Genomic DNA, 7688 nt, shown 5'->3' with positions numbered 1-7688 from the left:
CCGCTGTCGGCGGTCCACACCACGTCCGGGGCCAGCATCGACATCACCGCCTGCACATCCCCGCCGGCCGCCGCGGCCATGAACTCCGCGGCGATCCGCGCGTTCTGCTCCGGGTCGACCGGGGCGAAGCGTTTGCGTCGGGCCTGCACGTGTTCGCGGGCCCGATGCGCGACCTGCCGGACCGCGGCCGCCGATTTGCCTACCGCGGAGGCGATTTCGTCGTAGTCGAAGCCGAACACCTCGCGCAGCACGAACACCGCGCGCTCGTCAGGGCCCAGCGTTTCCAGCAGCACCAGCATCGCCATCGAAACCGATTCGGCCAGAACCACATCGGCCGACGGATCCTGCTCGTCCAGCAGCAGTGGCTCGGGCAGCCACGGTCCGACGTAATCTTCTCGGCGGCGCGCGCCGGCGCGCAGTGCGTTGAGCGCCTGACGGGTGACCAACCGGGCCAAATACGACTTGGTGTCGTGCACGGATGACAGGTCCACGTCGGCCCACCGCAGATAGCTGTCCTGCAGAACGTCGTCGGATTCGGTTGTCGAGCCGAGGATTTCGTAGGCGATGGTAAACAGCAGCGGCCGCAGCAGCACGAAGCGTTCGGCGTGGTCGTCGGGGGCGGTCACGATACCGTGACCGGCTCGGTCGCCAGCCGCTGCGCCCGCTTGCCGCCCTTGAGCCAGCGGTACCACCCGGGCTTGGCTGCCTCCCGGCGAATGCCCCATACCGTGCCCTTGCAGACCGCTTCCTTGATCGACGCGGCGAACCGGCCGCCGATAAACAGGTTCAGCGGGGTGTCGTCCGGACGGGCGAGCTGGACGGTGGCATACGAGCGGCCGATGCTGATGCACTGCCCGGTGAATGCCTGGTTGATCGCCGCGGCCGGTGTGCCGGCGATCCGGCTGAGCACCGTGTTGGCGGCCTGGGCGCCGAGCGGGATCGCCGCCTGGCAGCTCATCCGCAACGGCTGATCCGACGGCGCGGCGGCGTCACCGGCCGCCACGATGCGGGGATCGTCCACGCTGGTCAGTGTCTCATCGGTGAGCAACCGGCCCAGCGCATCTGTGCGAAGCCCGCTGCGGACAGCCAGATCCGGCACGCCGAAGCCCGCTGTCCAGACCGTCACTGCGCTGCGCAGCACGGCGCCGTCATCCAGCACCACCCCGTCGGGACGGACCTTGTCGACCCTCGCGGTTTCCAGCACCTCCACACCGAGGCGGCGCAGCCACTTGGCCACCGAACGGCGGCCCGGGTGGCTCAGGGACGGACCTAGTGTTCCGCCGCAGACCAGGGTCACCGTCCTGCCCTGCTCGGCCAGTTCGGAGGCGGTTTCGATGCCGGTCAACCCGGCGCCGACGACGGTGATTGGTGCGCCGGGATGCAGCTCGTCCAGGGCGCCCCGGAGCCGCTCGGCTTGCTCGAATTCGGCTATCGGGTAGGCGAATTCGGCAGCACCGGGCACCGCAGCGGAAACTACGCCGGTGCTGCCGACCGCGTAGATCAGGTGGTCGTAGTGCAGCACCGTGCCGGACGTCAGCTCGACGGAGCGCTGCGCGGTGTTGATCCGATCGGCGTTGTCGACGACGAGCCGAATGCCGTCACCCAGTAGGGTTCCGTAGTCGACGGCGGCGGTGCCGCTGCCGGCGACCAACTGATGCAACCGGATTCGCTCGACGAAAACCGGCCGCGGATTCACCACGGTGATGTCGACATCGGCGCGCAGCCGCAGATGGTTGGCGGCCAGCGTGCCGGCGTATCCGCCGCCGATCACGACGATGTGAGTGCGTTGGGCGGTCATGTTGTCTCCTGTCCTCGCGGGTTTGCTGCCCTCAAGACACCGCCGCGACTGCCGTTGTGACAGCGTTGGAGACGTTGTGACCAGGCTCACGTCGTTGCGACGAGTGCGGCGATCAGGGTGTCGACCCGTTCGGCGTGATGGTCGGGGCGTAGCCGGCTGCTGCGATCGAGGGTGACCAGGCCGTGCAGCGATGCCCACACCACTTCGGCAAGCGTGTCGGGATCGCGGGTACCCGCGACCCGGTCCACCGCCGCACGCAGTTCGGCAAACGCCTCATTGAGCTCCGCCGGCGTGTCCTCGGCGGCGAATGGCAGCGTCGTGGTCCGGATGAACATCGCGTCGAACAGCGCCGGGTTGTCGCGGGCAAAACCGATGAACGCGTGGGCAACTCGGGCCAGCGCGTCCCGATCGTCGGCCGCGCCGCCGCGGGCTGCGGCCAGGGCACCCCGGAGTTCGCCGAATCCCTGGACCGCGACCGACGCGACGATGCCCTCCATGCCCGAGAAGTGCTTGTAGAGCACCGGTTGGCTGTATTCGATCTCAGTGGACAGCCGGCGGGTGGTGACGGCGTCCCAGCCTTCCTCTTCGGCCAGCTTGCGTGCTGTTGCGGTGATGAGCTGGCGTCGGGCGGCTCGCTCACGCGCCCGGCGATCCTCGATGGCCATGCGGTCATGTTAGCGCTGATATGAAATCTAGCGGCGCTATTGACACACAGCGCAGTGGGGGTTAGCGTCGCTAACACCTGCCACAGACGAGGAGCGCGTCATGATCGCCAAGTTGTTCGCGTTGGTCGCCGTGCTGGGTACCGGGGTGGTCTATGGGACGGACGTGTTCTGCGCGATGGTGCAACGGCCCGCGCTGGTCCGCATCGACGACCGGGCCCTGCTCGCGGTGATGGGCAACATCCATCGCTACGGCGACCGGCGGATGCCGGTGCCCGGAGTGCTCGGCCTGGTGGCCGCGGCGATCAGCGCGGTGTTCGCCGCCATGTCCGATCGTTGGGTGCAGGCGATCGCCGCCGGTGTCGCCGTCGGTCTGCTGGTGGTGTGGCTGCTGATCTACCTGCGAGTGAGCGCGCCGATCAACCGCCGGCTCACCGCCGCGGCCGAGCAGTCCGACCCGTTGGTGAATGCCCGCGAATTGCAACATAATTGGGACAGGGTCATCACGATCAGAGCCGTCCTGCAAGGCTTGGCAGTCACGGCATTATGCACAGCGCTGCTGACCTGAAACTGAAAGGATCGACACCATGGCCATGAGCACGAACCTCGGGCGCCTGCTGATGCGCGGGGCGCCGCTCTTCAACGCGCCGATCGTGGCGCTGGCGGCCTCGCCGCGCCTCGGGAAGATGCTGCGGCGCAACATCACATTGATCACTTATACCGGGCGTCGTTCGGGACGCACGTTCAGCATTCCGGTGGCCTACCGCCGTCGCGGTGGCGAGATCGAGATCGTCCCGAACATGCCCGACGCCAAGACCTGGTGGCGCAACTTCCTCGGCGACGGCGCTCCAATGTCGTTGACACTCGACGGAATCGAGCAGTCCGGACATGCCGTCGCGCATCGCGACGAGAACGGGCGCGTGACGGTCCGGGTTCGCCTCACGGGTACTCAGTCGACCTGATAGCGGGGAAACACCCCGGTGGGCGCCGGTAGCGCCGTGCCAGGCTCGAGCCGCGCGCCGATCGCCGCGAAGCTGCGTTGCTCCTGTGACTGGCCGAGCAGGTCGAGTAGCTTGCTCGCCGAGTCGGGCATCACCGGCTGAATCAGCAACGCCGCAATGCGTACGACTTCGCACGTTGTGTAGAGCGCGGTGGCGAAGCGAACTTGGTCCGCCTCTGCCTCGCTCTTGCGCAACACCCAGGGTTGCTGAGCCGAAAAATACCTATTGGCCGCGCCGAGCATCAACCAAATCGCTTCCAGCGCCACATGCATTGCCTGGCTGTCGAACTCGGCACGAACCCGCTCGAGCAGACCGTCGGCGATGGTGAGCAGTTCGGTGTCGTCGGCGGTGAACTCGCCCGGCGTGGGGACCGCCCCGTCGAGATTCTTGGCCACCATCGACAGCGACCGCTGGGCCAGGTTACCCAGCTCGTTGGCCAGGTCGGTGTTGATCCGGGTGATGATCGCGTCTTCGCTGTAGCTGCCGTCCTGGCCGAACGGGACCTCACGCAACAGGAAATAACGCACCTGATCCAGCCCGAAGGTGTCGACCAGGGTGTTCGGATCGACGATGTTGCCCACCGACTTGCTCATCTTCTCGCCACGGTTCAACAGAAATCCGTGCGCGAAAACCCTTCGCGGCAAATCGATTCCGGCGGACATCAAAAACGCGGGCCAGTAGACGGTGTGGAACCGGATGATGTCCTTGCCGATCATATGCAGATCGGCCGGCCAATAGCGTTGGAACAAATCGGATTCGGTATCCGGGTAGCCGACCCCGGTCAGGTAGTTGGTCAGCGCGTCGACCCAGACGTACATGACGTGGTCGGGATGGTCGGGGACCTTCACGCCCCAGTCGAACGAGGTGCGCGAGATGGACAGATCCCGCAGACCACCGGAGACGAAACTGACCACCTCGTTGCGCCGCACCTCGGGTGCGATGAAGTCGGGATTTGCCGCGTAGTGCGCCAGCAGCTTTTCGGCGTACGACGAGAGCCGGAAGAAGTAGGTCTGCTCCTCAGTCCAGGTCACCGGTGCGCCGGTTTCGACGGCGATCCGTGTCCCGTCGACCAGCGCGGTCTCCGACTCGACGAAGAACCGTTCGTCGCGCACCGAGTACCAGCCGGAGTAGCTGTCCAGGTAGATGTCTCCGGACGCCTCCATCCGCCGCCAGATGTCCTTGGACGCCTCATGGTGGTCGGCGTCGGTGGTGCGGATGAACCGGTCGAAGGAGATGTTCAGCTTCTGCTGCAGGCGCTGGAAGACGTCGGAGTTGCGCCGGGCCAGCTCGGCGGTCGGAATGCCTTCGGCCGCAGCGGTTTCGACCATCTTGAGGCCGTGCTCGTCGGTGCCGGTCAGAAACCGGACATCGAAGCCGTCCAGCCGCTTGAACCGGGCGATCGCGTCGGTGGCGATGTACTCGTAGGCATGACCGACGTGCGGATCGCCATTGGGGTACGTAATGGCGGTGGTGACGTAGTACGGGTTCATTGCCCCTCACCCTATTTGCCGCGCTCTATTGTGTGCGCGTGAGCTCCAAACGTCAGCCGCCACCGGCACCGCAACGGTTGAGCCCGCTGATCGACGCGCACACCCACCTGGATGCCTGCGGGGCGAAGGACGCGGACGGCGTGCACGCCATCGTCGATCGCGCGGCGGCCGTCGGGGTGACCGCGGTGGTCACCATCGCCGACGACCTGGCGTCGGCGCGCTGGGTGACCCAGGCCGCCGAATGGGATCCGCGCGTGTATGCGGCGGTGGCACTGCACCCCACCCGCGCCGACGCGCTGACCGACGCCGCCCGGGCCGAGATCGAGCGGTTGGCGGCCCACCCGCGGGTGGTGGCGATCGGCGAGACCGGCATGGACCTCTACTGGCCCGGAAAGCTCGAGGGCTGCGCCGACCCGGCCGTGCAGCGGGAGGCCTTCGCGTGGCATATCGACCTGGCCAAGCGGACCGGCAAACCGCTGATGATTCACAACCGCGAGGCCGACGCCGAGGTGCTTGACGTGCTGCGCGCCGAGGACCCGCCGGACACCGTGATCTTTCACTGCTTCTCGTCGGGGGAGGCATTGGCGCGCGCCTGCGCCGACGCCGGCTGGCTGGTCAGCCTGTCTGGAACGGTCAGCTTCCGCAACGCGCGTGAGTTGCGCGACGCCGTCCCGCTGGTACCGGCGACTCAACTGCTGGTGGAGACGGATGCACCGTTCCTGACGCCGCACCCATACCGGGGCGCCCCGAACGAGCCGTATTGCCTGCCCTACACCGTGCGGGCGCTGTCGGAGCTGATGGATCGTCCCCCCGAAGAGCTGGCCGAGCTCACCACCGTCAACGCCCACCGGACCTACGGTTTGGCGGTGGGGGATTAAAAGCCGGTAAAGGCGACCCCGTCCAAGTTGCCTTAGTCAGGGAATGTCGTTACCGTCTTGTGATCGAACGGTGGGGGCCCGAGTGGCCCCTTTTCTTTGTTACGCCAGTTGTTTCTGAGGTCGGGGATAAAACGCGCGTTGAATGTAATCACGAAGCTCCATCAGGCTCCCTCACCGGCTTTGCGGCTTCTCGTAGCAGGTTTTCTGCTGGCCCTGGCGTTCGCCGGTGCCTTCGCGGTCGCCGACTACAAGACGGTGACGTTGAGCGTCGATGGCACCGCAATGACCGTGACGACCATGAAGTCACGGGTGATCGACATCATCAAGGAGAACGGGTTCACCGTCAGCGAGCGGGACGACCTGTACCCGGCCGCCGGTCAGCGGGTCTCCAGCGACGCCAACATCGTGCTGCGGCGCAGCCGTCCGCTGGATATCTCGCTGGACGGCCAGAACAGCAAGCAGGTCTGGACGACGGCCTCCACGGTCGACGAGGCACTGGCGCAGCTGTCGATGACGGACACGGCACCGGCCGCGGCGTCGCGGGGCAGCCGCGTTCCGCTGGCCGGGATGGCCCTGCCGGTGGTCAGCGCCAAGACGGTCGAGCTCGACGACGCCGGGGTGGTCCGCACCGTGCACCTGGCCGCGGCCCGGGTCGGCGACCTGCTGGCCGGCGTCAACGCGCCGTTGGAACAGAGCGACCAGGTTACCCCCGGCGCGGCAGCACCGGTGATCGACGGCATGCACATCCAGGTGACCCGCAACCGGATCGAGAAGGTCACCGCGCGAGTGCCGCTGATTCCGGCCAGGCATCGGATCGAGGACCCGCAGATGAACATCAGCAAAGAGATCGTCGAGGACCCGGGCACCCCGGGCACTCAGGACGTGACCTTCTCGGTGTCCACGGTCAACGGCATCGAGACCGGTCGCCTGCCGGTGGCCAGCCACGTCATCGCACCCGCCCGCGAGGCGGTCGTGCGGGTCGGCACCAAACCCGGCACCGAACTGCCGCCGATCGCCAACGGCGAGATCTGGGACGCGATCTCGCGTTGCGAGGCCGGCGGAAACTGGGCGATCAACAGCGGTAACGGCTACTACGGCGGTGTGCAGTTCGACCAGAGCACTTGGGAGCGCAATGGCGGGCTGCGGTTCGCGCCGCGTGCCGACCTGGCGTCGCGGGAAGAGCAGATCGCCGTCGCACAGGTGACGCAGGCCCGTCAGGGCTGGGGCGCCTGGCCGGTGTGCAGCGGACGAGCGGGTGGACGCTGACCATCCGGCTGCTTGGACGGACCGAAATCCGACGGTTGGCCAAGGAACTCGAATTCCGGCCGCGTAAATCGTTGGGGCAGAACTTCGTTCATGACGCCAACACGGTGCGCCGGATTGTGTCGGCATCCGGAGTCAACCGCAACGACCACGTCCTGGAAGTCGGGCCCGGTCTTGGGTCGCTGACGCTGGCCCTGCTGGACCGCGGCTGCACGGTGAGCGCCGTCGAGATCGACCCGGTGCTCGCCGACCGGCTGCCGCAGACCGTGTCCGAGCATTCGCACAGCGAGATTCAGCGGCTGACCGTGATCAACCGCGATGTACTGTCGATCGGCCCGGGCGATCTGGCTTCCGAGCCGACAGCGGTGGTGGCGAACCTTCCCTACAACGTTGCGGTGCCCGCGCTGCTGCACCTGCTTGCCGAATTCCCTTCGCTGCGAACCGTGATGGTGATGGTGCAGGCCGAGGTCGCCGAACGACTGGCCGCCGAACCGGGCGGCAAGGAATATGGGGTGCCCAGCGTCAAAGTGCGTTTCCATGGGCAGGTCCGCCGTCACGGCATGGTGTCGCCAACCGTGTTCTGGCCGATCCCGCGG

The 7688-nt window shown here is 66.9% G+C and carries 9 protein-coding genes; 5 read left to right on the top strand and 4 right to left on the bottom strand.

What is annotated here, in order from left to right:
• The 3 genes from VGH54_RS17635 to VGH54_RS17625 all read right to left on the bottom strand — a co-directional run.
• The coding region (locus VGH54_RS17635) for a sigma-70 family RNA polymerase sigma factor (RefSeq protein WP_414688737.1) at positions 1 to 629 on the bottom strand (629 nt) is incomplete at its 3' end.
• A complete protein-coding gene (locus tag VGH54_RS17630; protein ID WP_331513364.1) occupies positions 623 to 1798 on the bottom strand; it encodes an NAD(P)/FAD-dependent oxidoreductase in 1176 nt (391 codons plus the stop codon). The genes VGH54_RS17635 and VGH54_RS17630, both read right to left, overlap by 7 nt.
• 86 nt (positions 1799 to 1884) lie before the next feature.
• Positions 1885 to 2463, bottom strand: a complete 579-nt coding sequence (locus tag VGH54_RS17625; protein WP_331513363.1) for a TetR/AcrR family transcriptional regulator — start codon at positions 2461 to 2463, stop codon at positions 1885 to 1887.
• Positions 2464 to 2563: 100 nt separating this feature from the next.
• Here VGH54_RS17625 and VGH54_RS17620 point away from each other — a divergent pair, with 100 nt between their 5' ends.
• Together VGH54_RS17620 and VGH54_RS17615 are read left to right on the top strand one after the other, a co-directional pair.
• A complete protein-coding gene (locus VGH54_RS17620; protein WP_331513362.1) occupies positions 2564 to 3028 on the top strand; it encodes a DUF1772 domain-containing protein in 465 nt (154 codons plus the stop codon).
• A gap of 19 nt (positions 3029 to 3047) precedes the next feature.
• Positions 3048 to 3422 (top strand): hypothetical protein, encoded by a 375-nt coding sequence (locus VGH54_RS17615; RefSeq protein ID WP_331513361.1) that lies wholly within the window; start codon positions 3048 to 3050, stop codon positions 3420 to 3422.
• On the opposite strand, the gene metG is transcribed toward VGH54_RS17615, so the two are convergent.
• Positions 3410 to 4951: a methionine--tRNA ligase gene (metG, locus tag VGH54_RS17610; RefSeq protein ID WP_331513360.1), complete on the bottom strand. Its 1542-nt coding sequence runs from the start codon at positions 4949 to 4951 to the stop codon at positions 3410 to 3412. The genes VGH54_RS17615 and metG overlap by 13 nt on opposite strands.
• Before the next feature lie 32 nt (positions 4952 to 4983).
• On the opposite strand from metG, the gene VGH54_RS17605 reads away from it, so the two are divergent.
• The 3 genes from VGH54_RS17605 to rsmA form a co-directional block, all read left to right on the top strand.
• Positions 4984 to 5829 carry a TatD family hydrolase gene (locus VGH54_RS17605; RefSeq protein ID WP_331513359.1) on the top strand — a complete coding sequence of 282 codons (846 nt, stop codon included), beginning with the start codon at positions 4984 to 4986 and terminating at the stop codon, positions 5827 to 5829.
• Between the two features lie 138 nt (positions 5830 to 5967).
• Positions 5968 to 7095 (top strand): transglycosylase family protein, encoded by a 1128-nt coding sequence (locus tag VGH54_RS17600; RefSeq protein ID WP_331513358.1) that lies wholly within the window; start codon positions 5968 to 5970, stop codon positions 7093 to 7095.
• Positions 7059 to 7688: 16S rRNA (adenine(1518)-N(6)/adenine(1519)-N(6))-dimethyltransferase RsmA (gene rsmA, locus VGH54_RS17595; RefSeq protein WP_414688736.1), on the top strand; the 630-nt coding region annotated here is incomplete at its 3' end. The genes VGH54_RS17600 and rsmA, both read left to right, overlap by 37 nt.

Origin of the sequence: Mycobacterium sp., assembly GCF_036488105.1 — a bacterium.
Lineage (GTDB): Bacteria > Actinomycetota > Actinomycetes > Mycobacteriales > Mycobacteriaceae > Mycobacterium.
The sequence above is the reverse complement of the archived record's forward strand: the minus strand, read 5'-3'. Positions and strand labels throughout refer to the sequence as shown.